Origin of the sequence: Dactylosporangium sp. CA-152071 (genome assembly GCF_050936335.1) — a bacterium.
Taxonomy (GTDB): Bacteria; Actinomycetota; Actinomycetes; order Mycobacteriales; family Micromonosporaceae; genus Dactylosporangium; species Dactylosporangium maewongense.
Map to the genome: position 1 here is coordinate 106,151 of NZ_JBNJMZ010000001.1, position 25,854 is coordinate 132,004.

General features: G+C 71.6%; 26 protein-coding genes. 19 read left to right on the forward strand and 7 right to left on the reverse strand.

Annotated elements, in window-relative coordinates:
* The first annotated feature begins 66 nt into the window (after positions 1-66).
* From ACQEVZ_RS00335 to ACQEVZ_RS00355, 5 genes are read left to right on the forward strand one after another with little or no spacing between them, the layout of a single operon-like run.
* On the forward strand, positions 67-1,110 hold the full coding sequence (locus ACQEVZ_RS00335) for an ABC transporter ATP-binding protein (RefSeq protein WP_354903056.1): 1,044 nt from the start codon (positions 67-69) through the stop codon (positions 1,108-1,110).
* On the forward strand, positions 1,107-2,102 hold the full coding sequence (locus tag ACQEVZ_RS00340) for an ABC transporter ATP-binding protein (protein WP_344512988.1): 996 nt from the start codon (positions 1,107-1,109) through the stop codon (positions 2,100-2,102). Before ACQEVZ_RS00335 ends, ACQEVZ_RS00340 begins: the two co-directional genes overlap by 4 nt.
* A 2-nt stretch (positions 2,103-2,104) precedes the next feature.
* On the forward strand, positions 2,105-3,523 hold the full coding sequence (locus tag ACQEVZ_RS00345) for an aldehyde dehydrogenase family protein (protein WP_433359591.1): 1,419 nt from the start codon (positions 2,105-2,107) through the stop codon (positions 3,521-3,523).
* 6 nt (positions 3,524-3,529) lie between these two features.
* On the forward strand, positions 3,530-4,468 hold the full coding sequence (locus ACQEVZ_RS00350; RefSeq protein WP_433359594.1) for a hydroxyacid dehydrogenase: 939 nt from the start codon (positions 3,530-3,532) through the stop codon (positions 4,466-4,468).
* The gene (locus ACQEVZ_RS00355) at positions 4,465-5,652 is read left to right on the forward strand and encodes an acyl-CoA dehydrogenase family protein (protein ID WP_354903050.1); all 1,188 of its coding nucleotides are present in this window, start codon (positions 4,465-4,467) and stop codon (positions 5,650-5,652) included. Before ACQEVZ_RS00350 ends, ACQEVZ_RS00355 begins: the two co-directional genes overlap by 4 nt.
* A gap of 39 nt (positions 5,653-5,691) precedes the next feature.
* On the opposite strand, the gene ACQEVZ_RS00360 is transcribed toward ACQEVZ_RS00355, so the two are convergent.
* On the reverse strand, positions 5,692-6,360 hold the full coding sequence (locus ACQEVZ_RS00360; RefSeq protein ID WP_433359599.1) for a uridine kinase: 669 nt from the start codon (positions 6,358-6,360) through the stop codon (positions 5,692-5,694).
* A gap of 56 nt (positions 6,361-6,416) precedes the next feature.
* Here ACQEVZ_RS00360 and ACQEVZ_RS00365 point away from each other — a divergent pair, with 56 nt between their 5' ends.
* From ACQEVZ_RS00365 to ACQEVZ_RS00380, 4 genes are all read left to right on the forward strand, one after another.
* Positions 6,417-7,142, forward strand: a complete 726-nt coding sequence (locus tag ACQEVZ_RS00365; protein ID WP_433359602.1) for a helix-turn-helix domain-containing protein — start codon at positions 6,417-6,419, stop codon at positions 7,140-7,142.
* Between the two features lie 119 nt (positions 7,143-7,261).
* A complete protein-coding gene (locus tag ACQEVZ_RS00370) occupies positions 7,262-7,513 on the forward strand; it encodes a hypothetical protein (protein ID WP_433359605.1) in 252 nt (83 codons plus the stop codon).
* The gene (locus ACQEVZ_RS00375; RefSeq protein ID WP_433359608.1) at positions 7,510-8,430 is read left to right on the forward strand and encodes an ABC transporter ATP-binding protein; all 921 of its coding nucleotides are present in this window, start codon (positions 7,510-7,512) and stop codon (positions 8,428-8,430) included. The genes ACQEVZ_RS00370 and ACQEVZ_RS00375 overlap by 4 nt, the downstream gene beginning before the upstream one ends.
* Positions 8,427-9,224 (forward strand): ABC transporter permease, encoded by a 798-nt coding sequence (locus ACQEVZ_RS00380; protein WP_433359611.1) that lies wholly within the window; start codon positions 8,427-8,429, stop codon positions 9,222-9,224. Before ACQEVZ_RS00375 ends, ACQEVZ_RS00380 begins: the two co-directional genes overlap by 4 nt.
* 304 nt (positions 9,225-9,528) lie before the next feature.
* On the opposite strand, the gene ACQEVZ_RS00385 is transcribed toward ACQEVZ_RS00380, so the two are convergent.
* Positions 9,529-9,921, reverse strand: coding sequence for a DUF5713 family protein (locus ACQEVZ_RS00385; protein ID WP_433359614.1), 393 nt, complete (start codon positions 9,919-9,921; stop codon positions 9,529-9,531).
* A gap of 104 nt (positions 9,922-10,025) precedes the next feature.
* On the opposite strand from ACQEVZ_RS00385, the gene ACQEVZ_RS00390 reads away from it, so the two are divergent.
* Positions 10,026-10,652 (forward strand): class I SAM-dependent methyltransferase, encoded by a 627-nt coding sequence (locus ACQEVZ_RS00390; RefSeq protein ID WP_433359617.1) that lies wholly within the window; start codon positions 10,026-10,028, stop codon positions 10,650-10,652.
* Positions 10,653-10,659: 7 nt separating this feature from the next.
* On the forward strand, positions 10,660-11,082 hold the full coding sequence (locus ACQEVZ_RS00395) for an NUDIX hydrolase (protein ID WP_433359620.1): 423 nt from the start codon (positions 10,660-10,662) through the stop codon (positions 11,080-11,082).
* Here the strand turns inward: ACQEVZ_RS00395 and ACQEVZ_RS00400 are convergent.
* The 3 genes from ACQEVZ_RS00400 to ACQEVZ_RS00410 form a co-directional block, all read right to left on the reverse strand.
* On the reverse strand, positions 11,036-11,536 hold the full coding sequence (locus ACQEVZ_RS00400) for a GNAT family N-acetyltransferase (RefSeq protein ID WP_433359623.1): 501 nt from the start codon (positions 11,534-11,536) through the stop codon (positions 11,036-11,038). The genes ACQEVZ_RS00395 and ACQEVZ_RS00400 overlap by 47 nt on opposite strands.
* Before the next feature lie 32 nt (positions 11,537-11,568).
* On the reverse strand, positions 11,569-11,856 hold the full coding sequence (locus ACQEVZ_RS00405; protein ID WP_433359626.1) for a hypothetical protein: 288 nt from the start codon (positions 11,854-11,856) through the stop codon (positions 11,569-11,571).
* Positions 11,857-12,261: 405 nt separating this feature from the next.
* The gene (locus tag ACQEVZ_RS00410) at positions 12,262-12,564 is read right to left on the reverse strand and encodes an STAS domain-containing protein (RefSeq protein ID WP_433359629.1); all 303 of its coding nucleotides are present in this window, start codon (positions 12,562-12,564) and stop codon (positions 12,262-12,264) included.
* 275 nt (positions 12,565-12,839) lie between these two features.
* On the opposite strand from ACQEVZ_RS00410, the gene ACQEVZ_RS00415 reads away from it, so the two are divergent.
* On the forward strand, positions 12,840-14,957 hold the full coding sequence (locus ACQEVZ_RS00415; protein ID WP_433359632.1) for a cellulase family glycosylhydrolase: 2,118 nt from the start codon (positions 12,840-12,842) through the stop codon (positions 14,955-14,957).
* A gap of 50 nt (positions 14,958-15,007) precedes the next feature.
* On the opposite strand, the gene ACQEVZ_RS00420 is transcribed toward ACQEVZ_RS00415, so the two are convergent.
* Both ACQEVZ_RS00420 and ACQEVZ_RS00425 read right to left on the reverse strand, forming a co-directional pair.
* Positions 15,008-16,183 carry a flavin reductase gene (locus tag ACQEVZ_RS00420; RefSeq protein WP_433359635.1) on the reverse strand — a complete coding sequence of 392 codons (1,176 nt, stop codon included), beginning with the start codon at positions 16,181-16,183 and terminating at the stop codon, positions 15,008-15,010.
* A 20-nt stretch (positions 16,184-16,203) separates the two neighbouring features.
* Positions 16,204-16,932 carry a TetR/AcrR family transcriptional regulator gene (locus ACQEVZ_RS00425; protein WP_344513018.1) on the reverse strand — a complete coding sequence of 243 codons (729 nt, stop codon included), beginning with the start codon at positions 16,930-16,932 and terminating at the stop codon, positions 16,204-16,206.
* Positions 16,933-17,267: 335 nt separating this feature from the next.
* Here ACQEVZ_RS00425 and ACQEVZ_RS00430 point away from each other — a divergent pair, with 335 nt between their 5' ends.
* The 7 genes from ACQEVZ_RS00430 (at position 17,268) to ACQEVZ_RS00460 (ending at position 25,845) form a co-directional block, all read left to right on the forward strand.
* On the forward strand, positions 17,268-18,419 hold the full coding sequence (locus tag ACQEVZ_RS00430) for an LLM class flavin-dependent oxidoreductase (protein ID WP_433359638.1): 1,152 nt from the start codon (positions 17,268-17,270) through the stop codon (positions 18,417-18,419).
* Between the two features lie 65 nt (positions 18,420-18,484).
* Positions 18,485-19,693, forward strand: coding sequence for an ABC transporter substrate-binding protein (locus tag ACQEVZ_RS00435; protein WP_433359641.1), 1,209 nt, complete (start codon positions 18,485-18,487; stop codon positions 19,691-19,693).
* A gap of 30 nt (positions 19,694-19,723) precedes the next feature.
* Positions 19,724-20,431, forward strand: a complete 708-nt coding sequence (locus tag ACQEVZ_RS00440) for an ABC transporter ATP-binding protein (RefSeq protein ID WP_433359644.1) — start codon at positions 19,724-19,726, stop codon at positions 20,429-20,431.
* 2 nt (positions 20,432-20,433) lie between these two features.
* Positions 20,434-23,139, forward strand: a complete 2,706-nt coding sequence (locus ACQEVZ_RS00445; protein WP_433359647.1) for an ABC transporter permease subunit — start codon at positions 20,434-20,436, stop codon at positions 23,137-23,139.
* 47 nt (positions 23,140-23,186) lie between these two features.
* Entirely contained in the window at positions 23,187-24,404 is a 1,218-nt protein-coding gene (locus ACQEVZ_RS00450; protein ID WP_433359650.1) for an acyl-CoA dehydrogenase family protein, read from the forward strand.
* A gap of 2 nt (positions 24,405-24,406) precedes the next feature.
* Positions 24,407-25,573, forward strand: a complete 1,167-nt coding sequence (locus tag ACQEVZ_RS00455; RefSeq protein WP_344513143.1) for an acyl-CoA dehydrogenase family protein — start codon at positions 24,407-24,409, stop codon at positions 25,571-25,573.
* A complete protein-coding gene (locus tag ACQEVZ_RS00460; RefSeq protein WP_433359653.1) occupies positions 25,570-25,845 on the forward strand; it encodes a hypothetical protein in 276 nt (91 codons plus the stop codon). The genes ACQEVZ_RS00455 and ACQEVZ_RS00460 overlap by 4 nt, the downstream gene beginning before the upstream one ends.
* Positions 25,846-25,854 lie beyond the last annotated feature (9 nt).

Here is a 25,854-nt window from a genome sequence, read left to right on the forward strand (position 1 = left end):
ATCGCCTGTGCAACACTCCCGAGTGACGAATGGCGACGTTCGCGCACCGAGTTTTGGGGAGTTTCGATGGCCTTGTTGGAGGTGCGCGACCTGCGCACGGAATTCCGCGCGGCGCGGGGCTCGGTGACCGCCGTCGACGGCGTCTCGTTCACCGTCGACGCGGGTGAGATGGTCGCGCTCGTGGGCGAGTCCGGCTGCGGCAAGTCGGCGACCGCGCAGTCCGTCATGGGCCTGATCGTGCCGCCGGCCGGGCAGGTCACCGGCGGTCAGGTGCTCTTCGAGGGCCGGGACCTGCTCACCCTGAGCCGCCGCGAGCTGCGGGCCGTGCGCGGCAAGGGCATCGCGATGATCTTCCAGGATCCGATGACCTCGCTGAACCCGGTGCTCACCATCGGCAAGCAGATCACCGAGACCCTGCAGGCCCACCTCGGGCTGAGCCGCCGGGCCGCCCGGACCCGGGCCGTCGAGCTGCTGGAGATGGTGCGCATCCCGGCCGCGCAGAGCCGCCTCGGCGCCTACCCGCACCAGCTCTCCGGCGGCATGCGGCAGCGCGTCATGATCGCGATGGCGCTGTCCTGCAACCCGCGGCTCATCCTCGCCGACGAGATCACCACCGCGCTCGACGTCACCATCCAGGCGCAGATCCTCGACCTGCTGCGCGACCTGGCCCGCGAGACCGCCACCGCCGTCCTGTTCATCACCCACGACCTCGGCGTCGTGGCCGGCATGGCCGAGCGGGTCAACGTCATGTACGCGGGGCAGATCGTCGAGCGGGCCGAGACCGTCGACCTGTTCCACCGCCCGCAGATGCCGTACACCTGGGGCCTGCTCGGCTCGGTCCCGCGCCTCGACCTGGTCCGCGGCGGGCGACTGCGGCCGATCGCGGGCCGCCCGCCCGAGCTGACCGCGATGCCGCCCGGCTGCCGGTTCGCGCCCCGCTGCGCGCACGCCCGGGACAGCTGCGCCGACGCCGTGCCCGACCTCGTCCTCACCCATCAGGTCCCTGACCGGGGCCAGCTCAACCGCTGCTGGGGCATGCGCCCCGCGGACGCGGGCGGCTGGCTGTCGGACGAGGACCGCTTCGCCGAGCAGTCCGTGGAGGCGCGATGACCAACCTCTTGGAAGTCCGGGACCTGGCGGTCGACTTCAAGGTGCCACGCCGCGGCTCGCTGCTGCCGGCCCGGCTGCGCGCGGTGGCCGGCGTCGACCTCGACATCCGCCGCGGCGAGATCCTCGGCGTGGTCGGCGAGTCCGGCTGCGGCAAGTCCACCACCGGGCGGGCCATCCTGCAGCTGCTGCGGCCCAGCCGGGGCAGCGTCAGGTTCGACGGCACCGAGCTGACCACGCTGCCCGGCCGCCGGATGCGGGCGATGCGCCGCCGGATGCAGATGATCTTCCAGGACCCGTACGCGTCGCTGAACCCACGCATGAGCATCGGCGAGCTCATCGAGGAGCCGCTGCTCGTGCACTCCGACCTGTCCGCGGCCGGCCGGCGGGCGAAGGCGCAGGAGATCATGCGGCTGGTCGGGCTCAGCGACCGCTGGCACGACCGCTACCCGCACGAGTTCTCCGGCGGCCAGCGCCAGCGGGTCGGCATCGCGCGGGCCCTCGTCAGCGGCCCCGACTTCGTCGTCGCCGACGAGCCGGTCTCCGCCCTCGACGTGTCCGTCCAGGCGCAGATCGTCAACCTCCTCGAACAGCTGCAGGAGGAGCTGGGCCTGACGATGATGTTCATCGCGCACGACCTCGCCGTGGTCCGGCACCTGTGCGACCGGATCGCGGTGATGTACCTCGGCACCGTCGTCGAGGTCGGCGGGTGCGAGGAGCTGTACCAGTCGCCGCGGCACCCCTACACGAAGGCGCTGCTGTCCGCGGTGCCGATCCCGGACCCCCTCGTCGAGACCAAGCGGCAGCGCGTCCTGCTCACCGGGGACGTGCCGAGCCCGCTCGACCCGCCCAGCGGCTGCCGGTTCCGCACGCGGTGCTGGAAGGCGCAGGACGTGTGCGCGACGACCGTGCCCGTGCTGACCGACCCGGCGGACGGGCACCGGGTCGCCTGCCATTTCCCCGAGCCCGCGACCGTCGCGGCCGCGGGGGTGTGACCGTGCTGCACCGCAGTCTCGTCGGCGGCGAATGGGTCGACGGCGACCGCCGCCCGAACGTGAACCCGGCCCGGCCGGACGAGGTCGTCAGCGAGTACGCCGAGGCCGGCCCGGACACCGCCCGCGCCGCCGCCGAGGCCGCCCGCGCCGCCCAGCCCCGCTGGGCCCGCACGCCCGTCGCCGAGCGAATGGCGGTCCTCGACAGGATCGGCACCACGATCCTCGGCCGCGCCGAGGAGCTCGCCGTGCTGCTCGCCCGCGAGGAGGGCAAGCTGCTCGCCGAGGCGCGCGGCGAGGTCGTCCGGGCCGGGCAGACCTTCCGCTACTACGCCCATCAGCTGCTGCAGCCGCAGGGCGAGGTGTACGCGTCCACCAGGGACAACGTCCACGCCGAGGTGCGCCGCCGGCCGCTGGGCGTGGTCGCGGTCATCACGCCGTGGAACTACCCGATCGCGATCCCGGCGTGGAAGGTGGCGCCGGCACTCGCCTACGGCAACGCGGTCGTGCTCAAGCCGGCCGAGCTGGTGCCCGCCTCGGCCGGCGAGCTGGCCGGGATCATCGCCGGGTCGGGCCTGCCGCCGGGCGTGTTCAACCTGGTCCTCGGGGCCGGTCGGACCGCCGGCGAGGCGCTGCTCACCGCGCCCGGCGTCGACGGCGTGTCGTTCACCGGCGGCACCGGCACCGGTGCCCACGTCGCACGGCAGTGCCTCGCCCACGGCAACAAGCGCTTCCAGCTGGAGATGGGCGGCAAGAACCCGCTCGTCGTGCTCGACGACGCCGACCTCGAGGTGGCCGTGCGCTGCGCCCTGGACGGCAGCTTCTTCAGTACCGGCCAGCGCTGCACCGCGTCGAGCCGCCTCATCGTGCAGGACGGCATCCACGACCGGTTCGTGGCCGCGCTCGCCGACGCCGCCCGGGCACTGACGGTCGGCGACCCGCTCGACCCGCGCAGCCAGATCGGCCCGGTGGTCAGCCCGCAGCAGCTCGCCCAGAACCTCGGCTACGTCGCGGCCGGCACCGCCGAGGGCGCGACCGTGGCCGCCGGCGGCACCAGCGACGGGCAGTTCATGCGCCCGACGCTGCTCACCGGCGCGCACAACGGCATGCGGGTGGCCCAGGAGGAGATCTTCGGCCCGGTCTCCTGCGTCATCCGGGTCGGCGACCTCGACGAGGCGATCGCGGTCGCCGCCGACACCCGCTACGGGCTCTCGGCCGGCATCGTCACCACGTCCCTCGCCGCCGCCGAGCGCTTCAAACGCGACGCGCGGGCCGGCATCGTCACGGTCAACCTACCCACCGCCGGCACCGAGCTGCACCTGCCGTTCGGCGGCACCGGAGACTCCAACCACGGCCCGCGGGAGCAGGGCGGCTACGCCCGCGACTTCTACTCGGTGCCGGTGACCTGCTACACGGGCTGGTGAGACCGCATGCCTGAGATCCTGCTGACCGAGCCGATCGCGGACGCTGGGATGGAGCTGCTGCGGGCCGCCGCCGAGGTGCGCGTCGCCGGCGTCACCGACCCGGCCGCCCTCGCCGCCGGCCCGCTCGCCACCGCCGACGCCCTCGTCGTGCGCTCCTCCCCCGTCACCGCCGCCATGCTCGAGGCCGCGCCGCGGCTGCGGGTCGTCGGCCGCCACGGCGCCGGCCTCGACGGCATCGACCTCGCCGCGGCGCAGCGGCTGGGCATCCCGGTCGTCAGCACGCCGGGCGCCAACGCCGAGTCGGTCGCCGAGTTCGTCGTCCTCGCCGCGCTGGCCCTCGCCCGGCAGCTGCCGGGGGCCGTCGCGACCCTCGCGAGCGGCGGCTTCCCGGCCGGCCGTTCGCTGCCCTCCTCAGTCGTCGCCGCCGGCCTGACCGGCACCATGCTCGCCGGCCGGACGCTGGGCCTGGTCGGGCTGGGCGCGATCGGCCGCGGCGTGGCCGTCCGCGCGCTGGGCCTGGGGATGACGGTCATCGCGTTCGACGTCGCGGCGGTGGTACCGCCACAAGGCGTCCGCCTGGTGCCGCTGGACGAGCTGCTGCGCTCAGCCGACGTGGTGAGCCTGCACGTCCCGCAGACCCCGCAGACCACCGGGCTGATCGGCGCCGCCGCGCTGGCGTCGATGCGGCCGGACGCGCTGCTGGTCAACACCGCCCGCGCCGGGGTCGTCGACCACGCCGCCGTCCTCGCCGCGCTCGACGGCGGGCGGCTGCGCGGCTACGCCGTCGACGTGTTCGCCCCGGAGCCGCCCTCGCCCGACGATCCGCTCCTGCACCACCCGCGGGTCCTGGCGACACCGCACATGGCGGCGATGACCTCGGACGCACTCGACGCGATGGCCGTCGCCGTCGCCCAGGGCGTCCTCGATGTACTTGCGAAAGGATGATCGCTGTGACCCCGCCCGCGACCCTGCCCGTGCTGGACTACTTCGGCGTCGACGGCCGAATCGACGACGAGAGCCGCGCCCTGCGCGAGGCCGTGCGCACCTACGTCGACCGGCGGGTCCGGCCGCACGTCGCCGGCTGGTACGAGAAGGGCAGCCTGCCGGTCCGCGACCTCGCCCGGGAACTCGGCTCGCTCGGCGTGCTCGGCATGCACCTGCAGGGCTACGGCTGCGCGGGCACCTCCGCCCTCGCGTACGGGCTGGCCTGCTTCGAGCTGGAGGCGGGCGACTCGGGCCTGCGCTCGCTGGTGTCGGTGCAGGGCTCGCTGGCGATGTACGCCATCCACCGCTACGGCTCGCAGGCCCAGCGTGAGCAGTGGCTGCCGGCCATGGCGAGCGGCACGGCGATCGGCTGTTTCGGGCTGACCGAGCCGGACTTCGGCTCCGACCCGTCGGGCATGCGCACCCGCGCCCGCCGCGACGGCTCGGACTGGATCCTCGACGGCACCAAGATGTGGATCACCAACGGCTCGGTCGCCGACGTCGCCGTCGTCTGGGCCCGCACCGACGAAGGCATCCGCGGCTTCCTGGTGCCCGCCGGCACGCCCGGCTTCGCCGCCCCGGAGATCACCCGCAAGCTCTCCCTGCGCGCGTCCGTCACCGCCGAGCTGGTCCTCGACGGGGTACGGCTGCCCGCCGACGCGATGCTGCCCGGCGCGACCAGCCTGTCGGCCCCGCTGTCCTGCCTCAACGAGGCCCGCTTCGGCATCGTCTTCGGCGCCCTCGGCGCCGCGCACGACTGCCTGTCGACGACCATCGCGTACGCCGGAAGCCGCGAGATCTTCGACCGGCCCCTCGCGGCCTACCAGGCGACCCAGCTGAAGCTCGCCGACATGACCCTGGAACTCGGCAAGGGCTTCCTGCTCGCGCTGCAGCTGGCGGCGCTGAAGGACGCCGGCACCCTGGACCACCGCCAGATCAGCCTGGGCAAGCTCAACAGCACTCGCGAGGCGATCGCCATCGCCCGTGAGTGCCGCACCATCCTCGGCGCCGCGGGCATCACCCTGGACTACCCGGTGCTGCGCCACGCGTCGAACCTGGAGTCGGTCCTGACCTACGAGGGCACGTCGGAGGTCCACCAGCTGATCATCGGTCAAACCGTGACCGGCCACGCCGCCTTCCGCTGACGCCGGACCCGCCGCCGGACCCCATCGGTCGACTGCCGCTCACGGCCTTTCCCGGACGATGCGTGGCGTGATCAGATCCTGGTTGTCGATGAGAATGTCGGCACGCTCATGTGGAGTGCAGGCGGCGTAGTAGATGCGCTGGGCGTCCGAGTAGCGGCGGTTGCCTGGGTGGTCGGGGTCGGGGTCGGCACCGTCGCGGAGCGCCATGCGCTTCGCCGTCACTGCGAAATCCACGTCCAGGAACACCGACATCTCCCACGCCGCAACGAGTTCCTCCCGATGGAGGAAGAGCCCGTCGACGATGAGCACGGTGCCGACGGCAGCGGTCCGCAGCGGCGTCACGTGTTCGGTGTCGGTGACGACGTCATGCGCGGCCGTCCGGTAGCGGCGGTCTCCGCCGGCACCGAACCGGTCCAGCACCTCGCTGCGGAACCGCGTGTAGTCGAAGGCGTGCCGCCAGAAGCCTTCGGGTGAGTCGCGCCCCAGCTGGTACCGCACAGCGCGCGGGTGATGAAAGTCGTCGAGGGAGACCCGGGCAACCGGACGACCGAGCGCGCGGATCACAGCGGCCAGCTCGTCGGCGAACGTCGTCTTGCCGGACGCGTCCGGCCCGTCGATCCCGACGCGGACGCAGGCGCCACCTTCCGGCACGGGCACCAGGTCGGCCACCCGCCGGACGACCCGGCGCCGCTCAACCGAGCTGACCATCCGACGAGCATCGCAGACAGGCCCGTCCTCCGGCGACCAGCTCCGCCATCCGGTACGTGGCTATCTCCGCAGCCTGGACCCGGTGTGACAGCGATTCCGACACGACAGGGTCGTCGGCGGATCGCTCACTCGCTTCCGTTATCACTATCGAGAGTGATAACGTTGCGCTCGTGGGAATGTCCGGAGACGGTTGGGCCGAGTTGGCGCTGCACCCTGTGCGCATCCGCGTACTCAGGGCCGTCGCCGGAGCCCGGCTGACGACGCAGGACATCGCGGCGCGGCTGCCGGACATCCCGCACGCCACGCTCTACCGGCACCTGGCCACGCTGGTCAAAGCGGGCCTGATCGAGGTGGTGGACCAACGCAAGATTCGCGGTGCGGTGGAGCGGGTCTACGCGTTGCCCGCCCACGGCGCGGCGCTGGACCCCGCGGCCTTGGCCACGGCGACGCCTGAGGATCACGCCCGGTACTTCACCGCGTTCGTGTCGAGCCTGCTGTCCGAATTCTCCCGCTACCTCGCCCGCGAAGGGATCGACTTCATCGCCGACGGGGTGGGTTACCAGCAGCTCGTACTGCACCTGACCGACGCTGAGTTGGCAACGTTCGCCGCCGACCTCAACCAGATCATCGGGCCGCTGCTCGGCAACGAGCCCGGCAAGGGCCGGGTGCCTCGCCTGCTGGCCACCATCCTGCTGCCGGCCGGGGAGTCGGCGGCGTCCGAGGCCACACCACAGACGCCGGAGCGCAACGAGGGGTCCGGCACGACGGAGGAGAGTGTCTGATGGCTACAGTCACGGTTACCGGCGACCTCATCGACATCCGATTCACCAGATGGGAGCGGCTCTGGATCGGGCGCGAGCGGTTGACGATCCCGGCCGCCGGCGTGCGGCGCGCTGCATTCGTGGCCGAACCACTGGGTCTGGCGCACGGCGCCCGGCGCGGGATCGTGGTGTCCGGATTCCTCAAGATCGGTGTCTGGGGCATCTTCGGCGGTCCCCGCCAGCTCGTGGTGGCGCGCCGGGGTGAGGCGGGATTGCACCTCGTCCTGGATCGGCCGTCCACCGGTGGACAGCTTGATGAGGTGGTGCTCTCCCACCCGGCCGGAGCCAGGATCGCGGACACGATCGCACGCGTGATGGCGGCCCGCGCATGAGCGGCGACCGTCAGACGATCGAGGTCTCGCACCTGACCAAGCGGTACGGCACGGTCACCGCGGTCCGCGACCTTACGTTCACCGTCGCGCCGGGCGTCGTCACCGGCTTCCTGGGCCCGAACGGTGCCGGCAAGACCACTACCATGCGCCTGCTGACCGGCCTTGCCTCACCGACGTCCGGCACCGCGACGATCGGTGGCCGGCCGTACCGGCAGCTGCGGCGGCCGTCGTCCACGGTCGGCGCGGTATTCGACGCGAGCGCGTTCCACCCCGGCCACACCGCCCGTGACCACCTGCGTGTCTACGCCGCGATGGGCGGCTACCCGGACAGCCGAGTGAGCGACCTGCTCGAACTGCTCGGCCTCACCGATGCCGCCGACCGCCGTACCCGAGGGTTCTCCACGGGCATGCGACAGCGGCTCAACCTCGCCACAGCGTTGCTCGGTGACCCACGGGTACTCCTGCTGGACGAGCCGAGCAACGGCCTCGATCCCGAAGGAATGCTGTGGCTGCGCGGGTTTCTGCGACGGCTGGCAGACGAAGGACGCACCGTGCTGATCTCCAGCCACGTCCTCAACGAGGTACAGCAGCTCGTCGACGACGTCGTGGTGATCCGCAACGGCGAGCTCGTCGCGGCCGGGCCCTGGTCGCGGCTCGCCGGACCACCGGCAGTGCTGGTGCAGTCTCCGGACGCCGACCGGCTGACTGCCGTCCTACGGGCCGGCGGGCCGACCGGCCATCCACCGCAGGTCGAAGCCACCGACAGCGGCCGTCTCCGCGTCCACGGACTGGACGCACCCGGCATCGCCGAGCTCGCCGCCGCGCACCAGCTGCGAGTCCATGAACTGGTCACGGAGAACGCCAGCCTCGAACAACTGTTTCTGCACCTGACCATCGACAAGGCGGCCGTAACGTGAAACATCTGATCAGCGCCGAAGCCCGTCGGCTGCTCGCCACCCGTATGTGGAGCGGGCTGCTGCTCACCGCCGCCGTGCTCGGCGGCGGCATGATGGCCGCGATGGCATTCGTCGGGCCGGAGAACTTCGACCCACCCATGCCCGGACTGCACACCGAAAGCGGCGTCCGCTCGATCCTCGGCATCCTTGGCTACACCGCGTTCGTGCCGGCCGCCGCCGGTGCACTCGCCGTCACCTCCGAGTACCGGCACCGCACCGCCGCCCTCACGTTCTTGTTCGCACCTCGCCGCTGGCAGGTCCTCGCCGCCAAACTCGCCGTCCACGGCGTGGCCGGGCTGGCCTACGGGCTGATCCTCGCCGGCACCGCCGCCGCGGCCCTGTTTACCGTCGCCGCCACCCGCGGCATCTCGCTCGGCCTGCCGACCGGCACCGTGCTCGCGCTACTCGCCCGCATCGGCCTCGCCATGGTCGTCTACCTCCTGATCGGTGTCGGCATGGGCGCCCTGATCCGTAACCAGGTCGCGGCCCTGTGCGTCGTGATCGGCTACCTGTACGTGGGCGAACCGCTGCTCATGATGATCCCCGGCGTGAACCTGCTCTACCCGGTGCTGCCCGGCGGCGCCACCGCCTCCCTCACCGACTTCACCTACCTCGCCGATGCCATGTCGCAAGAGGTCGGCAGTACCGCCGTCCGCCTGCTACCGCCAGCCGCCGGCGCGCTGCTACTCACCTTCTACGCACTCGCCGCATCCCTGATCGCCGTCGTCCTGCCCATGCGCCGCGACATTACTTGATCAACGTCGCACCGGGCGCGGACCGGAAGAAGCGCGCACCTGCAACCGGTCCACTTGGAGTCGTGCTGCGTGATCGGCGTCCTTGAGCTTTGCGCACGATCGACGGCCATGCGTACGTTCAGCAAGGGTCGCGTCTGCCGTCACAAGCCTCGGCGAGACGCTTGACGTGGGCCGCGCGCTGCTTCAGCAGCCGCACCCCGCAAGCGTATGACGGTCCACGGCACCATCCGCCGTGGTCGTCACCACGTACCAGGACGACGATGCGTTCGGGCTGGCGATCGGCGCCTCCAGCGGCTGGTGCTGGTCACCAGTCGCGCCACTCACCGGCTACCTCGTCGACGCCGCGTCGTTCCAGTAGCGCATCGACATCGATGCCGGCGTCGGCGAGGACCTCCTCGATGTAGGCGCACAGCTCCTCGCGGGTCATGGTCTCGATGTGCTGACCGAACTCCACGTCGATGTCGTTGAGGGCGACCACGACCCGTTCGACCGCGGCCCACACCGCCTCGTCCGTCGGTGGATCCAGCCTCGCGATCTCCTGCTCGTACGCCTCCAGGGCCGCGTCGACGGCCGCGACGAACGCCGGCGGGAAGAACGCCAGCGCGTACGCATCGTCCGGCGACAACGTCCCTGCGGCGATCGCTGCCTCCTGCTCCGCTGTTTCCTGCCGCCAACGGTGGGTCAGACGTTCGATCATGGCGACAGCATAGGTAGCCCGCAGGGGTCCTGACGTCCCAGGCTGAAGCGCGAGGCTGACCGACGGGACCCAGACGCCGGAATCGCTTATGGCACAGTCCGTACGTGGCTGACGACGGAAGCGCGATCTGGGATGCACACGCCGCGACCTTCGATGAGGAGCCCGACCATGGACTTCGGGATCCGTTCGTCCGCCGCGGATGGGCCGAGCTCCTGGCAGGCGTCCTTCCCCCGGCTCCCGCATCGATCGTCGATCTCGGCTGCGGAACGGGCAGCCTGACGACCCTGCTGGCCGAGGCCGGGCACCGCGTCTGCGGCCTGGATGCGTCCGCCAAGATGCTCGCCGTGGCGCGACGCAAGGCGGCGGACCATGGCGTTGCGGTGCCGCTGATCCGTGGCGACGTGTCGCGGCCACCGCTCGCGCCCGGATCGTTCGACGTCGTGCTGGTCCGGCACGTCCTGTGGGCGGTTCAGGAGCGCGACGCGACGCTCGCCCGATGGATCAGGCTCCTCCGGCCGTCGGGAAGGCTCGTGCTCATCGAAGGCCGGTGGACGACAGGTGCCGGACTGTCAGCGGCGGAGGCGAGCGCGCTCCTTCGACGTCATGGCCGGAACGCCGAGCTGCGGCTGCTCGACGATGACGTCCTCTGGGGCAAAACCATCACCGACGAGCGCTATCTGCTGCTCAGCCGGCAAGTGCGCGATCACGACGGCGGACGCGGCTTGGCATGATCTCAGCATGGCCACCTATGAAGTCGCGTTGGTGCTTCTCGTCGACGCCTCCGGGGCGGTACTCATGCAGCATCGCGACGATCGGACCTCGGTCTCTCCGAATCAGTGGAGCTTGCCGGGCGGCCATGTCGAGCAGGGCGAGACGCCAGAACAGGCGGCGCGCCGGGAGTTGCTCGAGGAGGCCGGCCTGGCGGTGGGAGAGCTGCGTCTGTTGTGGAGCGGCCCGCGTCCGTACGAGGCGGGCTTCCCGCACACGGTCACCGTCCACGTCTTCCACGGCACGACCGACGCCACGCAGCGGGACGTGGTGGTCGGCGAAGGACGCGCGATGGTGTTCGTCCCGCGGGAACAGCTTCTCAACCGCGACCTGGCCGTGACGACCGCTACTGTCCTGCCACTCCATCTGGGCAGCGCTGGCGAGGTTCCCTGATGAGCCGGAAGCGCAGGAACATCTGACCGGCGAGCTCGACCTCTCCATCGGGCCGGAATCCGAACCGTCGTACGGCGGCGGCGGTGCCCCGGCTGGGTGGCAGCAGGACGGTCACGTCGTGCAGGCCGAGCGGGCCGAACGCCTCGGCCAGGATGCGCTCGGCGATCGCCCGCCCGTGGCCCCAGTACGCCGGGCGCAGCACGAGGGCCAGGTCGGCCTCGCCGTCCTCGGGCTGCAGGCCGCCCCACCCGGCGAACGCACCGTCGACCAGCAACGCCCACGGACCGTAGCCGTGGTCGCGCCACATGGCCTCCTTGGCGGCCACCCAGGCGGTGCAGTCCTCCGGGCCGAACCTGCCGACGGCGAGCGGCATGTGCCGGCGGACCCGGGGGTCGTTCATGAGGTCGATCAGGTCGGCGGGGTCCACCTCGGTCAGCCGGGCCAGGGTCACCATGCCCACGACGCTACCGGCGCCGGGGCTCGGGATCAGGCGCGGTACGCGTTGCGCACGTAGGTCAGGCTGAAGGTGCCCAGGCCGCTGAAGTACTGCGACACCAGGTACGCCGGGTCGGTGGCGATCACGCCGGCCTGCAGGTCGCTGCCGTCGGTCTTGTCGTCCCAGGCCCACGGGGCGTGCGCGGCGTTGCGCTGGACGTCGTCGCCGGCGAAGGCGCCGGTGCCGCCGTCCTTGCGGACCGTGAGGAGCAGGCCTTCCATGTCGTTCTCGTGCGGCAGGAACGTCTTCCAGTCCCGTGGGTGGTAGAAGGCGTACACGAGATGAACCAGTGCGTGCCCGTCTCGACCACCGAGTAGTAGGCGGTGCCGCTGAGGTTCTGGGCGTAGGCGTCGAGGTTGTTCCAGTTGTTGAGGGTGTTCCAGTCGCCGTCGTAGTCGACGGGCGCCAGGTAGTCGGCGCGGAACGACGACGCGGTGTCCTGGTAGTGGACCGGCGCCCAGCGGTAGGCGAGCTCGGCGTCGCTGACCGCCGCGTCCGCCACGGTGACCGGCGTGATCGCCGCCGCGCCGGCGACCAGCGCCGCCGCCGTGAACCGCCAGAACCTCATCGTTGCCTCCGTCAGGGTTGGTTGACCTTGACGGAAGCTATTCGACGGATGTGGATACTTGCGGTCGGCGATGTGGCCGGTCACCGTCGCTGCGGTGTACCAGCCGGGACGCGGATCAGGGTGACAAGGGCAGGTCCACGGTCGCGAGCTGCCCGGCGATCGGCGATTGCGCCACCCGTACGGTGAACGCGAGGCGCAGGTCGCGGGCGACGTCGTGCGCCGCGCTCAGCGCGCCGACCGCCATCGGATCCATCTCGGTGACGCCGCCGAGGTCGACGAGGACCGCGGCCGCCTGGCGGTGCAGCATGGTGGTGACGAGCGCCTGCCGCAGCGAGACGGAGGTCTCGGCCTCCACCCGCCCGCGGACCTGGATGGTGTGGACTGCGTCGTGGCCTTCGATGACGGAGACGGTTCCCACGTCTGCTCCGATGCATGAGGTGGTCAATACGGCGTCCGTGTCGCTTCGCTCAACCTACGCCCAAAACGCTACGCGCCGGTAGCAACCCGGCGGACAAAGTTCATCGACGTTTCGCCCCGCGGGCCGGATGACGGCGCCGGTGCGTGAAACGTTCACGCCCGGAGCGCGGCCATGCCGTTCGCGGGGTTTCGACGCATTGACAGCTGTTCGTACGCCTCCCTACCGTCCGGCCCGCCGTCCGGACTGGGCGGGTTTCGAAACCACTTGGAGGCGTCATGGCCGGTTCGCTCGGCGCAAGGCACACACTCCGGGCCCGGCTGGCGTTGGCGATCGGTGCGGTCGTCGCGATGCTGGCGGGCCTCGTCGCGGCCGTGACGACCAGCGCCTACGCGGCGGCGGGGTGCCAGGTGACCTACCGGGTCGCCAGCCAGTGGCCCGGCGGGTTCACCGGCGACGTGGCGGTGAAGAACCTCGGCGAGCCGATCAACGGGTGGACGCTGCGGTGGGCGTTCGACGCCGGGCAGACCGTCACCCAGGCCTGGAACGCGACCGTGACCGCGTCCGGCGCCCAGGTCACCGCCCGTGACGCCGGGTACAATGGCGCCATCGCGACGAACGGCACCGCGTCGTTCGGCTTCAACGGGTCGTGGACCGGCAGCAACCCGGTGCCGTCGTCGTTCACGCTCAACGGGACCGCCTGCACCGGCAGCGTCACGTCGGCCTCACCGAGCAGCAGCGCCAGCACCAGCCCTTCACCGAGCACGAGCACGAGCCCGAGCCCGAGCACGCCGCCGCAGCCGGGCGACGCCATGGCCGCGGTCGCCGCCATGCAGCCGGGCTGGAACCTCGGCAACAGCCTGGACGCGACCGGCGCCGACGAGACCTCATGGGGCAACCCGCGGGTCACCGCCGCCCTGCTCGACAACATCCGCGCCCAGGGCTTCAACAGCGTCCGCATCCCGGTCACCTGGGGCCAGCACATGGGCGGCGCGCCGAGCTACACCGTCGACGCGGCCTGGCTCGCCCGGGTCAAGGAGGTCGTCGACTGGGCGCTCGCCGACGGCTTCTACGTCATGATCAACGTGCACCACGACTCGTGGCAGTGGATCAACACGATGCCGGGCGACCGGACGAACATCCAGAACAAGTACAACGCCCTGTGGACACAGCTCGCGGCGGCGTTCCGCGGCTCGTCGCCGAAGCTGGTCTTCGAGAGCGTCAACGAGCCGCAGTTCACCGGCTCCTCCGGCGACGCCCAGAACGCCGAACTGCTGGCCGCGCTGAACAAGGAGTTCCACCGCATCGTCCGCGCCTCGGGCGGCACCAACGCGACCCGCCTGCTCGTCCTGCCGACCCTGCACACGTCGGCCGACCAGGCCCGCATCGACGAGCTCACGACCACGTTCAACCAGCTGAACGACCGGAACCTCATCGCGACCGTGCACTTCTACGGCTACTGGCCGTTCAGCGTCAACGTCGCCGGCGGCACCAGGTTCGACTCGGCCGTCGAGCAGGACCTGGTCGGGCAGTTCGACCGGGTGGCCAACGCGTTCGTCGCCCGCGGCATCCCGGTGATCATCGGCGAGTACGGGCTGCTCGGCTTCGACCGGCACACCGGCACCATCGAGCAGGGCGAGAAGCTCAAGTTCTTCGAGTACCTCGGCCACTACGCCCGCACGAAGAAGCTCACCACCATGCTGTGGGACAACGGCCAGCACTTCGGCCGGACCTCGTTCGCCTGGAGCGACCCGGAGCTGTTCGGGCAGATCAGGTCGAGCTGGACCACCCGCTCCGGCACCGCCTCCGCGGACTTCGTCTACGTGCCGAAGGCCGGCTCGGTCGCGGCGCAGACCCTGACGCTCAACCTCAACGGCACCACGTTCCAGAGCCTGCGCCAGGGCGGCACCGACCTGGTCCGCGGCACCGACTACACCGTCTCCGGCAACCAGCTCACCCTGACCGCGGCCGCGCTGACCAGACTCGTCGGTTCGCGTTCGTACGGCGTGAACACGACCCTCCAGGCGCGCTTCTCCGCCGGCGTACCGTGGCGGATCAACATCATCACGTTCGACCCGCCGGTGCTCGCCGGCGCGACCGGCACCACGGCGGCGTTCTCGCTGCCGGCCCAGTTCCGCGGCGACCAGCTCGCCACGATGGAGGCGAAGTACGCCGACGGCAGCAACGCCGGACCGCAGAACTGGACCCCGTTCAAGGAGTTCGACGTGACGTTCGCCCCGGACGCCACCGCGAACACGATCACGCTCCGCCCGGCCTTCTTCGCCGAGGTCAACGACAATGCCAGGGTCACCCTGACGTTCCACTTCTGGAGCGGCACCAAGGTCACGTACTACGTGACGAAGTCCGGCAGCACCGTCACCGGCACCACCGCCTGACCCTGTCGCCGGCGAACCGGCCCGCCGTGAACCCCACGGCGGGCCGGACATCACGACCCGAGCGAACTCGTCGCCCTTCCGGCACACGCGGCGACGGCGGCGATCGCGGCCCGGACGACATCCGGCCGGGCCTTGAAGCCGAAGACGGTGAGCGCCAGCACCGGGTTTCCCTCGTTGTCGAAGACCGGCGCGGAGATCACGCGCGCCTGCGCCAGGACCTCGTCGGACAGCTCCGGGGGCTCGTAGTCGAGGGAGGCCACCAGGGCGTCGAGCTCCTCGTTGCCCACGGCGCCGGGTTCGGCGGCGAGCCGCTCCAGGGCCGCGGCGAAGCGCCGGTGCCCCTCGCTGCCGAGGCCGATGGAGAACCCGCGCTCCCGGATGCGGGCCAGGGCCCGGATCTCGGCCTCCTGCGAGTCCGGAGCGAACCGGGCCACCCACGCCTCCTGCTCCCGCTCGGGCGCCCACGCCTCGAAGATCGAGGGGCCGTGCGGCCGGAAGGGCAGCCGCTGGCCGACCAGCGTGGTGGGCTGCGCCGAGGGCGTCGCGGACGGCGGGTCGAGCTGGCCGACCACGACGACGCTGTCGCTGACGGGTGCGGTCACCAGACACCGCAGGCCGTGGTCGGGCAGCTCCTGCGCGATTGAACGGATGAGCTCGAAGTGGCGCAGCGGGCGGGTGAGACGCATCTCCGGGTCGTAGGCGGTCAGGGTGAGCGGCGCGAAACTGCCGTAGCCGCTGCGGAAGAACAGCAGGGGCAGCTCGGTGCTCGCGGTGTCGAGGTGCCGCACCTCGGCAAGCGCGATCTTGTGGTCACCGGCGTCGTGCACCGCGACCGGGACGCAGTCGATCCAGGCCACCGCGCCGTCGATGATCGGGGCGCCGGACGGGGCCGGCCGCCAGGGGACACCGTCGAACCGCTCGGCGAGCGGAGCGGTCGCGATCCGGCGGCACACGTCGGTCTGGTGGGCGGCGAGGATGTTGACGCACCAGTTGCCGGCCCGCTGCAGGTGCGGCCAGGTCTCCGAGGTGACGCTCGGATAGAACCCGACCAGCGGAGGGTTCAGCGACACCGAGGAGAAGGAGCCGACGACCATGCCGATCGGCGGGCCGTCCTCCGGCTGGGCGGTGATCACGCAGACGCCGGTGGGGTACTGCCCGAGGACGTGGCGGAACCAGGCGGGGTCGTCGGCCGAGCCGGCCGTCCGGTGTGCGGTGCTGAGCGACATCGTCGTCCTCTCCGTCGGTCTCACGCGTCCGCGGGCCGCAGTTCGCGGTCCTCGCGCAGGCCGATCGCGTCCGCCCACAGGGTCGTCAGGTGGTCGATCACGCCCTCGGGATCCAGGGGCGGGTCGGGCGGGTCGGCGACGAAGGCGTCGTAGCAGTACGCGCTCACCATGAGGCTCAGGGCGCGCGCCGTCTCCTCCGGGTCGAGGCCCGATCGGACGTGCCCGCTCTTCATCCCGCGGGCCAGGGACCGGGCGAAGGAGCGGCGGAAGTCGCCGACCCATTCCCGGCGCAGCTCGGCCAGCCGGGCATCGCTGTGGCTGGCGGTCTCCCAGAGGCTGAAGAAGTCGCGGTTCTCCCACTGCGTCGTCACGATCGCGCTGATCGCCCGGCGCAGGCCGAGGCGGCCGGTGGCCGCGTCCCAGAAGTCGGCGCCGCGGTTCAGCATGCGCAGGGCGCTCTCGCCGGCGAGCGTCGCCACGATGTCGTCGCGGTCGGCGAAGTACTGGTAGACGGTCCCCAGGCTCACCCCGGACTGCTGGGCGATGTCGTTGAGGGACAGGTTCGCGTAGCCGTCGCGGGCGAAGAGCTGCTCGGCGACCTCGAGCAGCTTCTTGCGGGTGCGCATGGCGCGCGGGCCGACCGGCGTCTCCCGCCCGTCCTGGCGCCGGACCGCTCCCCGCAGGTTGGCGGCGACTCGCTCCAGGCGCCTGGTGCGCGCCGCGTCGGGCTCGTCGGACAGTTCCGGCATGCCGCCCCCTCTTCCTCGCCGGCGCTCTCTGGTGAACGCCGGAAAACCATAGCGCCATCTCTGTGGCGTACGCCACCCTGAATCTGAATAGATTCAGGAACGCTTCCAAGCCCCGAGGTACCGCCCAACGAGACAAGATTCGGGCATTTCCACTGAACCGCACGCCGCCGAACCGAGCCGAACCGGTTTCCGGCAGTCTCTTGCGCTCGGCGAGTTTCTGAGTAGATTCAGCAATCACTTGCTTGAGACCGGCGTCACACGCGCCCGGCTCCACCTTCTCCGCTCTCGATCGACACCCGCTTATGAGGGGGATCCCCATGGCTCGTCCGGCGCCCATGACTTTCGGTGTGTTCATCGCCCCGTTCCACGCGAACAACGACAGTCCGACGCTCAGCCTGCGCCACGACCTGGCGCTCATCGAGCTCGCCGACCGGCTCGGATACGACGAGGCATGGGTCGGCGAGCACCACTCCACCGGCGTCGAGCGCATCGCCGACCCGTTCATGGCACTGTCGGCGGCGGCCGTCCGCACCTCGCGGATCCGGCTCGGCACGGGCGTGGTCAGCCTCCCGTACCACCACCCACTGCTGGTCGCCGACCGCGTCGTCCTGCTGGACCACCTGAGCTACGGCCGCGCGATGCTCGGCGTCGGCCCGGGTGCGCTCATCTCCGACGCCGACATGATGGGCATCGCGCCGGTGACCCAGCGCTCCCGGATGAACGAGGCGCTGGACGTGATCATCCGGCTCCTCGACGGCGAGACCGTCACCGCGTCCACCGAATGGTTCGAGCTGCGCGAGGCCCAGCTGGCCTGGCTGCCGCTCAGTCCGGACGGCGTCCAGATCGCCGTCGCCAGCACGACCTCGCCCTCGGGCGTGACCACCGCCGGCAAGCACGGCGTCGGTGTCCTGTCGCTGAGCGCCGGCTTCATCGGCGGGAAGAAGGACATGAAGGCCCAGTGGGAGATCGCCGAGCAGGCGGCCGCCGACGCCGGCACGACCATCAGCCGGGACGAGTGGCGGATGGTCGTGCGGGTCCACCTCGCCGAGGACCGCGAGCAGGCGATCCGCGACGTCGAGAAGGGACGGGCCGAGGAGCGGGAGAACTACTTCAAGCCGGTGCTGGGCCTGGAGAACGACTACACCCTCGCCGACGAGATCGCCGACGACAGCTCCATCATCGGCACGCCCGCGGACGCCATCGCGGCGATCGAGCGGATGCTCGATCAGACCGGCGGCTTCGGCGGATTCATGATCATGACGCACGACTGGGCCAGCCGGGAGAAGTCGCTGACCAGCCTCGAACTCTTCGCCCGCTTCGTCATGCCGCACTTCCAGGGCACGCTCACGGCCGCGCAGCGGTCCGCCCGTGTCGTCACCGAGAAGCGACCGTCCTACAAGCCACTGGCCCAGGCCGCGATCTCCAAGGCCTACTCCGACTCCGGCCGCGAACTGCCGGCCGGCGTGAACATCCAGAGCCTGCGCTGACCTGACCCCGAGCTGGACACCCCCTCCAAGCCGGAGACAGCTCGGATATTTCCGAAAGGACCGACATGCCCTTCCTCACACCCCGTCATGTCCTCGTCCCGTTAGCCACCCTCGCGCTCGTGGCCGGCCTCGCCGCCTGCCGCGGCGCGGACACCCCGAGCACCACCGCCAGCAGCAGCGGCCCGATCAAGATCATGCAGATCGGGACCTTCGAGAGCCCGAACCTCTCGCTCAAGGACGCCAAGGCCGGTCTCGATGCGCACGTGCAGTCCATCAACGCCGCCGGCGGCATCGACGGCCGGAAGATCGAGGTGACGTACTGCAACGACGCGTACAACGCCAACACCGGTGCGGCCTGCGCCCGTCAGGCCGTGAGTGACGGCGTCGTCGCCGTGGTCGGCGCGGCCAGCTCGCAGGCCCCCGCGGAACTGCCCGTGCTCGAGGCCGCCGGTATCCCGTGGCTGGCCGGCGCCGGATCGGGCGGCCCCACCGAGGGCACGAGCAAGGTGTCGTACCCGATCACCGGCGGCACCCAGTCGATGCAGGTCGGCCTGGGCCGGCTGCTGGCCAACAAGGGCGGCAAGAACATCGCGGTCATCGTCGCCGACGCGGCCGCCGCCTACGCCGCCGCCGACGACATCGCCAACGGGGCGAAGGCCGGCGGCGCCCAGTCGTACCGGATCCTGGCCCCGCTCGGCGCGCCCGACTTCAGCGCCGTCGCCTCCTCGGCGCTGGCCAAGACGCCCGACGCCATCGCCGTCGCCTCCACCGCGACCGACGCGCCGCGGATCATCCGGGCCGTCCGCCAGGCCGGGTTCAAGGGCAACATCGCGACCCTGGCGAACATCTTCAAGCCCGCCGACCAGAAGGCGCTCGGTGACCTCGCCGACAAGGTGTTCATCACGTCGTCCGCGGTGCCCGTGACCAACACCTCGATCCCGCAGGTGCAGCAGTTCCTGGCCGACATGTCCAAGTACCACCCGGAGGCCGTGACCGACAACGGCTCCCTGGGCACCTGGACCTCGATCACGTTCCTCGTCGAGATCGTGAAGCGGCTGGGCGGCAACGTCTCCGCCGCCGCGATCACCGGCCTGCTGGACAAGCTCGACAAGCCCATCGTGCTGGGCACCGTGCCTGACTACGCCGGCATCCCCAACCCGCCGGTCGTCCAGACCTACCCGCGGGTGCCCACCTTCAAGGTGTACGTGTCCGAGGCCGTGGGCGGAACGCTCAAGCAGGACGGCGACGCGATCGACCCGCTGGGCGCCAAGTAAATGAACGCATCGGCGGCAGTGGCGGCTGTGGTGTCCGAGGACGCCCCCGTCCTCGAGCTGCGCGGACTGAGCGCGGGGTACGACGACCTGGCTGTGGTGCGCGACGTCGACCTCAAGGTGATGCGCGGCGAGATCGTCGCGCTCCTCGGGGCCAACGGGACGGGCAAGTCGACGACGATCCTCACCGCGGCCGGCGAACTGCCGCCGATCGGGGGTGAGGTGCTGTGGCGCGGGACGGCCACGACCGCCCCGCTCCACGTGCGCGCCCGCATGGGCATGAGCTTCGTGCCCGAGGAGCGCTCGGTGCTGATGAGCATGTCCGTGCGCGACAACCTGCTGCTCGGGTCGGGACGCATCGAACGGGCCACGGAGCTCTTCCCCGAGCTCCAGCCGCTCCTCGCGACCCGGGCCGGGCTGCTGTCCGGCGGCGAGCAGCAGATGCTGTCGCTGGCCAGGGCCCTCGCCGCGAACCCGGTCGCGCTGCTGCTCGACGAGCTGTCCCTCGGCCTCGCACCGCTCGTGGTCGACCGCCTGTTCGCCGCGCTGCGGCAGGCGGCCGACCGGGACGGGGTGGCCGTGCTGCTGGTCGAGCAGCAGGCCCGCCGGGCCATGGCGGTCGCCGACCGCTGGTATCTCCTGCGGCGCGGTGCCGTCGCGGCGACCGGGAACGCCGCCGACGGCATCGCGGCCGTGGAGTCCCTCTACCTCGGTAACGCCACCGCAACCGGAACGGATTAACCGTGGAAATCGTCCAGTTCCTCCTGCTCGGCCTGGGCATCGGCGCGATCTACAGCCTCCTCGGCCAGGGGCTGGTGCTGATCTACCGGGGCTCCGGGATCGTGAACTTCGCGCAGGGCTCGTTCGTGATGGTCGGCGGCTACGCGTACTACGAGATCCGTGTGGCGGCCGGGTGGCCGGCGATCCCGTCCGTCGTCGCCGCGACCGCGGTCGGCGTCCTGCTCGGCGTCGCCGTGCAGTTGCTGATCCTTCGGCCGATGCGCACCTCGTCACCGATCGAACGGGTGATCGCGACCCTGGGCGTGCTGCTCACCCTCCAGGCCGCCGCCGTGCTGCGGTACGGGGTGGGCCCCATCAGCGTGCCCTCGTTCCTGCCCACCACCGCCGTCGAGCCGCTCCCCGGCGCGACGCTCGGCGTCGACCGGCTCATCATCCTGCTGATCGGGGCGGCACTGACGGCGGCGCTGTACGCCGTCTTCCGCTGGACGTCGTTCGGCCGGGTGGCCAGCGCCATGGCCGAGAACCAGCGGGCCGTCGCGAGCCTGGGCCACTCACCGGACCGGATCGCGACTGCCAACTGGGCGCTCGCGGCCGGCATCGCGGCGCTGGCCGGCGCCCTGATCGGCCCGATCACCTACCTGCAGCCCACGCAGCTCACCCTGCTGATCGTGCCGGCCCTCGCGGCCGCGCTGCTGGCCCGGTTCGTCTCGTTTCCGATCGCCTTCGCCGGCGCGCTGGCGATCGGTGTCGTGCAGTCGCTGACGACCCGCTATGTCACGGTGACGGGCTGGGGCGACAGTGTGCCCTTCATCGTGATCGTGGCCTACCTGGTGCTGCGGGGAAGCTCGCTGCCCCTGCGCAGTCACGTGCTGGAGCGCCTGCCCAGTGTCGGCGACGGCCGCATCCGGGTCGTGCCGGCGGTCCTCGTCGTCGGCGTGTTCGCCTTCCTCATCGCCTTCGTGGTCTCGCCGGTGTGGGCGCAGGCGCTGACGGTCACGATGGCGTTCGCGATCCTCACCCTGTCGGTCACCGTCGTCACCGGGTACGCCGGGCAGTTGTCGCTGGCCCAGTACGTGCTCGCCGGGTCGGGGGCCTTCGCCGCGGCGACGTTCGTCTCCCGCGCGGGCTGGAGCTTCCTGCCGGCGCTGATCGGCGCGATGGTGGCCGCGGCGCTCGTCGGCGTGCTGGTCGCGCTGCCGGCGCTGCGGACCCGGGGCATCAACCTCGCCATCGCGACGCTCGGCATGGGCATCGTGCTGTTCAGTCTGGTGCTCAGCGACTTCAAGTTCGCCGGCGGCGACACCGGTATCCCGATCGGCGAGCCGTCGATCCTCGGTTGGGACTTCGGGGCGATCAGGCATCCCTACAACTACGGGCTCGTGGCGCTCGCGGCGCTGACCCTCAGCGCCCTGGCCGTGGCCAACCTGCGGCGCGGCCGGGTCGGCCGGCGCCTGCTCGCGGTCCGGTCCAACGAACGGGCGGCGGCCGCCCTCGGCGTCAACGTGTTCGTCGGCAAGCTCTACGCCTTCGCGCTCGCGTCGGCGCTCGCCGCGCTCGCCGGTGTCCTGCTGGCCTTCCAGGGCGCCACGGTCCTCCCGGCTCAGTTCGACGTGCTCACCTCGATCACCGTCATCGGCGTCTCGGTCGTCGGCGGCATCGGCACCATCGGCGGTGCGCTGCTCGCGTCCACGCTGCTGCCCGGCGGCGTCGGCACGCAGGTCCTGCACGGCGTCGACAACCTGGAGCGTTACCTTCCGCTGGTCAGCGGGCTGTTCCTGCTCTACGTCCTGCGCAGCGGCCGCAACGGCCTGTACGAGATGAACGCCCACCTCGTGCGTCGCATCGGCCGGCTCCTGCGGGTGCCTTCCTTCCCGTCCCGCCCCCGGGCCGAGCGGGAGCAGCCTGTCACGCCGGCGCACGACCGCCGTCCGTCGCGGTCGCTGCACGTGTCCGACCTGCGGGTGCAGTTCGGCGGCGTCGTGGCCGTCGACGACGTGTCGCTGGACCTCGTCCCGGGCGAGGTCCACGGCCTGATCGGCCCGAACGGGGCCGGCAAGACGACGGTCATCGACGCGCTCACCGGGTTCGTGCGACCCACCCGCGGCACGATCAGGCTCGACGACAGTTCGATCGCGCCGTGGAGCGCGCGGCGCCGGGCCCGGGCCGGGGTCGCCCGGTCCTTCCAGTCCCTGGAGCTCTTCGCCGACCTGTCCGTCCGGGAGAACCTCGCGGTCGCGTGTGATGACGACAGTGCCCGCCGCTACGTCAGCGACCTCGTCGTGCCGGGGCGCATCCAGCTGACGCCGCCCGCCCTCGCGGCCATCCGGGAGTTCCGGCTCGAGGACGACCTCGACCGCAAGCCCGGCGAGCTCGCGTTCGGCAAGCGGCGGCTCGTCGCGATCGCCCGGGCGGTGGCGGCCGACCCGCGCGTGCTGCTCCTGGACGAGCCGGCGGCCGGGCTCAGCGACGAGGAGGCCCGGGAGCTCGGCACGCTCATCCGGACCCTCGCCCGGGACTGGGACATGAGCATCCTGCTCGTCGAGCACAACGTCGACCTGGTGCTCAGCACGTGTGACCGGGTCACCGTGCTCGAGGCCGGCGCCGTGCTCGCCCGGGGAACGCCCCAGGACGTCGCCCGGGATCCCCGGGTCATCTCCGCCTACCTCGGTCGCGAAGCGGACGAGTCCGACGACGGGGCCCGCGTGTGAACGCCGGCCCGGTCAACGCACCAGAGCGCAGCCCGCAGGAGGAGCCGATGACCACGCCAGCGACGCACGAGTCCGTTGCGGCCGAAGCGCACGCGTTCTTCGCGGCCCGGGCGCCGCGGCGCGAGCGGCGCGGCATGCTGCACGGCGTCGGGGACGACGACGTGGTCGGCGTCGGGCTCACCCAGCCGGACGACGAGGCGGCCGAGGTCGCCCGGGCCCAGCAGTGGCAGCGGGAACTGTTCGACGCGAAGCTCGCCTGGCTCGACGGTCCCGTCCGGTTCGGCGGGCGCGGGCTCTCCCACGACTACGTCGAGCTGGTCGCCGGCATCGCCGCGGAATACCAGGTGCCGTCCACGTCGACCTACATGGTGAGCCACGGCATCGTGGCGCCGACCATCCTGGCGCACGGCACCGAGGAGCAGCAGCGGGCCTTCCTGCCGGGGATCTGGCGCGGCGACCTGATCTGCTGCCAGCTCTTCTCCGAGCCGGAGGCCGGCTCCGACCTCGCCAGCCTGCGCACCACCGCGGTCCGCGACGGTGACGACTGGATCGTCACCGGCCAGAAGGTCTGGTCGTCCTTCGCGCACGTCGCGCAGCTCGGGGAGCTCCTCGTGCGCACCGGACCGCCGGAGAGCCGGCACCGTGGCCTGAGCGTGTTTCTCATCGACATGAACTCGCCCGGGATCGATGTCCGCCCGCTGCGCCAGGTGACCGGTTCCGAGCACTTCAACGAGGTGTTCCTCGACGGTGTACGGGTGCCGGACTCCCGGCGGCTCGGATCGGTGAACGGCGGCTGGAACATCGCGATGACCACGGTCGGCAGCGAGCGCTCCGTGCTCGGCCGGGCCCACAACGGCATCATGATCGAGCCGGTGATCCGCCTGTTCGCCCTGGCCCGCTCCACCGGCGCCATCGAGGATCCGGCCATCCAGGACCTGCTGGCCGAGTGCTGGGCCCGCGAGCAGGTGCTGCACGAGACCGCCACGCGGCTGCGCGACGCCGGCGGGCCCGCCCCGGGCTCCGTGGTCAAGCTCATGACGACCTCCGACATGGAGTACTACTCCGACGTGGCCGCCCGCCTCCTGGGGTACCGGATGGTCGCCGACACCGGCGCCTGGGGCACCTATTCATGGTCGCAGCTGCTGCTCAGCGCGCCGTCCCACCGGATCGCCGGTGGCAGCGACGAGATCCAACGCAACATCCTCGCCGAGCGCGTGCTCGGTCTTCCGCGCGAGGAGCGCCCGGTCCCCGAGAAGAGTGCTTGAGCATGGACGACATCGAGCAGTTGCGGCAGGTGGTCCGCGCCCACCTCGAGCGGGACCCCGGAGCCGCCCTGCGCGGCGGGGCGCTCGACCCGGCCGAGGCCCGGCGCCTCGACCGCGATCGCTGGCGCCGGCAGGCGAGTGAGCTGGGCCTGCCCGGGGTCCGGATTCCCGAGGAGTACGGCGGCGCGGGCATGGGCCTGGCGGAGGAGGTCGCCGTGCACACCGAGCTCGGCCGGGCCCTCGACGACGGGCCCTTCCTGACCACCTCGCTGGTGGCCGCGGCCCTGGTGGCCCTCGCCGACGACGAGGAGAACCACGGCCGGCTCCGCCGGATCGCCGCCGGTGATCTCGTCGCGGTGCCGGTGCTGCCGATCGAGGAGAAGTTCCCGCTGGAGTATCCGCACGCGAAGGCCGGCACCGGCGGCGACTTCGAGATCCAGGGCGAGCTGCCCTGCGTGGTCGACGCCACCGCCGCCGACGCCCTGCTCGTGCTCGCCGAGCACCATGGCCACCACGCGTTCTTCTGGGTCGACGCGAGCGACCCCGGCGTCGAGGTCGTCCCGCTGGCCACGCTCGACCTGACCCGGAGGATGGGCGCGGTGCGGCTGACGGGCGCCCGGGCCGAACTGCTCGCCGAGGACGACCGGGCCCGCGCCGGGGTGGCCGCGATCCGCCAGGGCGCGATCCTCGGCATGTCGGCCGAGTGCGTCGGCGCCGCCGAGCGCGCGCTGGAGATGGCGGTCGACTACGTGAAGGTGCGCACCCAGTTCGGCCGGCCGATCGGGTCGTTCCAGGCGGTCAAGCACAAGTGCGCCGACCTGCTGGTCTCGCTGGAGCGGGCGCGCTCCGCCCTGTCGGTCGCCGTGCGCTCGGTGCGGCACAACGACGCGATCGGCCGGCGGCCGGAGTCGCTGGCCGGGCTGGCCGTCGCGCGGATGTACTGCGGGCGGATCGGCGCCGAGATCACCCGCGAGGCGATCCACCTGCACGGCGGCATCGGGTTCACGTGGGAGCACCCGGCCCACCTGTACTACCGGCGCGCCGTGTCGAACCGGCAGCTGCTCGACTCCACGGGTCAGCAGCCCCGGCTGCTCACCGCGTCCGTGCTGGCGGCCCACGGCGAGGACACCCAGCTGGCCTCGTTCTACGCCGGGAAGGTCGGCCGATGATCCTGCGGGTCGAGGGGGGCGGCGTCACGCTGGTGGACCTCGACGACCTCACGTCGCTGAGCGCGCACATCCTCGGGGACGCCACGATCGGCGACCGGGGCCGCCTCGAGGACGGCCACCTCTGGGTGAGCACGCAGACGCTGCTGGAACTGGCCGGTGCGCGGGCGGGCGATCAGCGGTGGCGCGGCCGGTTCGACGGCATGATCGATTACGCCCGCCAGCACGGGTGGGTGGACGGGGACGAGGTCCGCATGCACGTCGTCGGCGAATGAGGAGGTACC

Bases quoted from the DNA above. Each gene is read 5' to 3' on its own strand.
- ACQEVZ_RS00335 (WP_354903056.1), top strand. From the start codon at position 67: ATGGCCTTGTTGGAGGTGCGCGACCTGCGCACGGAATTCCGCGCGGCG.
- ACQEVZ_RS00340 (WP_344512988.1), top strand. From the start codon at position 1,107: ATGACCAACCTCTTGGAAGTCCGGGACCTGGCGGTCGACTTCAAGGTG.
- ACQEVZ_RS00350 (WP_433359594.1), top strand. From the start codon at position 3,530: ATGCCTGAGATCCTGCTGACCGAGCCGATCGCGGACGCTGGGATGGAG.
- ACQEVZ_RS00355 (WP_354903050.1), top strand. From the start codon at position 4,465: ATGATCGCTGTGACCCCGCCCGCGACCCTGCCCGTGCTGGACTACTTC.
- ACQEVZ_RS00360 (WP_433359599.1), bottom strand. From the start codon at position 6,360: ATGGTCAGCTCGGTTGAGCGGCGCCGGGTCGTCCGGCGGGTGGCCGAC.
- ACQEVZ_RS00375 (WP_433359608.1), top strand. From the start codon at position 7,510: ATGAGCGGCGACCGTCAGACGATCGAGGTCTCGCACCTGACCAAGCGG.
- ACQEVZ_RS00385 (WP_433359614.1), bottom strand. From the start codon at position 9,921: ATGATCGAACGTCTGACCCACCGTTGGCGGCAGGAAACAGCGGAGCAG.
- ACQEVZ_RS00395 (WP_433359620.1), top strand. From the start codon at position 10,660: ATGGCCACCTATGAAGTCGCGTTGGTGCTTCTCGTCGACGCCTCCGGG.
- ACQEVZ_RS00400 (WP_433359623.1), bottom strand. From the start codon at position 11,536: ATGGTGACCCTGGCCCGGCTGACCGAGGTGGACCCCGCCGACCTGATC.
- ACQEVZ_RS00415 (WP_433359632.1), top strand. From the start codon at position 12,840: ATGGCCGGTTCGCTCGGCGCAAGGCACACACTCCGGGCCCGGCTGGCG.
- ACQEVZ_RS00420 (WP_433359635.1), bottom strand. From the start codon at position 16,183: ATGTCGCTCAGCACCGCACACCGGACGGCCGGCTCGGCCGACGACCCC.
- ACQEVZ_RS00425 (WP_344513018.1), bottom strand. From the start codon at position 16,932: ATGCCGGAACTGTCCGACGAGCCCGACGCGGCGCGCACCAGGCGCCTG.
- ACQEVZ_RS00430 (WP_433359638.1), top strand. From the start codon at position 17,268: ATGACTTTCGGTGTGTTCATCGCCCCGTTCCACGCGAACAACGACAGT.
- ACQEVZ_RS00435 (WP_433359641.1), top strand. From the start codon at position 18,485: ATGCCCTTCCTCACACCCCGTCATGTCCTCGTCCCGTTAGCCACCCTC.
- ACQEVZ_RS00450 (WP_433359650.1), top strand. From the start codon at position 23,187: ATGACCACGCCAGCGACGCACGAGTCCGTTGCGGCCGAAGCGCACGCG.
- ACQEVZ_RS00455 (WP_344513143.1), top strand. From the start codon at position 24,407: ATGGACGACATCGAGCAGTTGCGGCAGGTGGTCCGCGCCCACCTCGAG.
- ACQEVZ_RS00460 (WP_433359653.1), top strand. From the start codon at position 25,570: ATGATCCTGCGGGTCGAGGGGGGCGGCGTCACGCTGGTGGACCTCGAC.